Source organism: Pseudomonas sp. KB_15 (genome assembly GCF_052114525.1).
Classification (GTDB): Bacteria; Pseudomonadota; Gammaproteobacteria; order Pseudomonadales; family Pseudomonadaceae; genus Aquipseudomonas.
On the sequence record NZ_JBFREX010000307.1, the window covers coordinates 1 to 390 of the forward strand.

The 390-nt window shown below is 63.8% G+C and carries 1 protein-coding gene; it reads left to right on the forward strand.

From position 1 onward, the window contains the following. Nucleotides 1-390, forward strand: a 390-nt coding sequence (locus AB4Z35_RS31020) for a hypothetical protein (RefSeq protein ID WP_442101299.1), incomplete at both ends; no start/stop codon positions are given.

Genomic DNA, 390 nt, shown 5'->3' on the forward strand with positions numbered 1-390 from the left:
CCAACGTGCTGGACGAGGCGCTGGTCAAGAACAACCTCGACTGGACCGCCATTTCGAACCACCTGCGCCCGTCCACGCGCGACCAGAACGGCACCAACATCGTCGGTGGCCCGCTGCCGTTCTCACGGGCCATGGCCGAGTACGAGATGCCGGCCGTGCGCCAGATGCAGGTCAATGGCTCGTACGTCAACAAACTGATCTTCTCGGCCTTCGAATGGGACATGCCCACCCATGACCACATGAACGTGGGCATCTTCGGCGGCGCGCCGCTGGGCACGGCCACCAAGGCGGCCAACGAGTTCGAATACTTCTTCACGAACCGCCCCGACACCCAGTTCGATCCGGTGGACGTGGCCAACTGGAACGCCAAGGGGCCGCGCGCCTTTACCA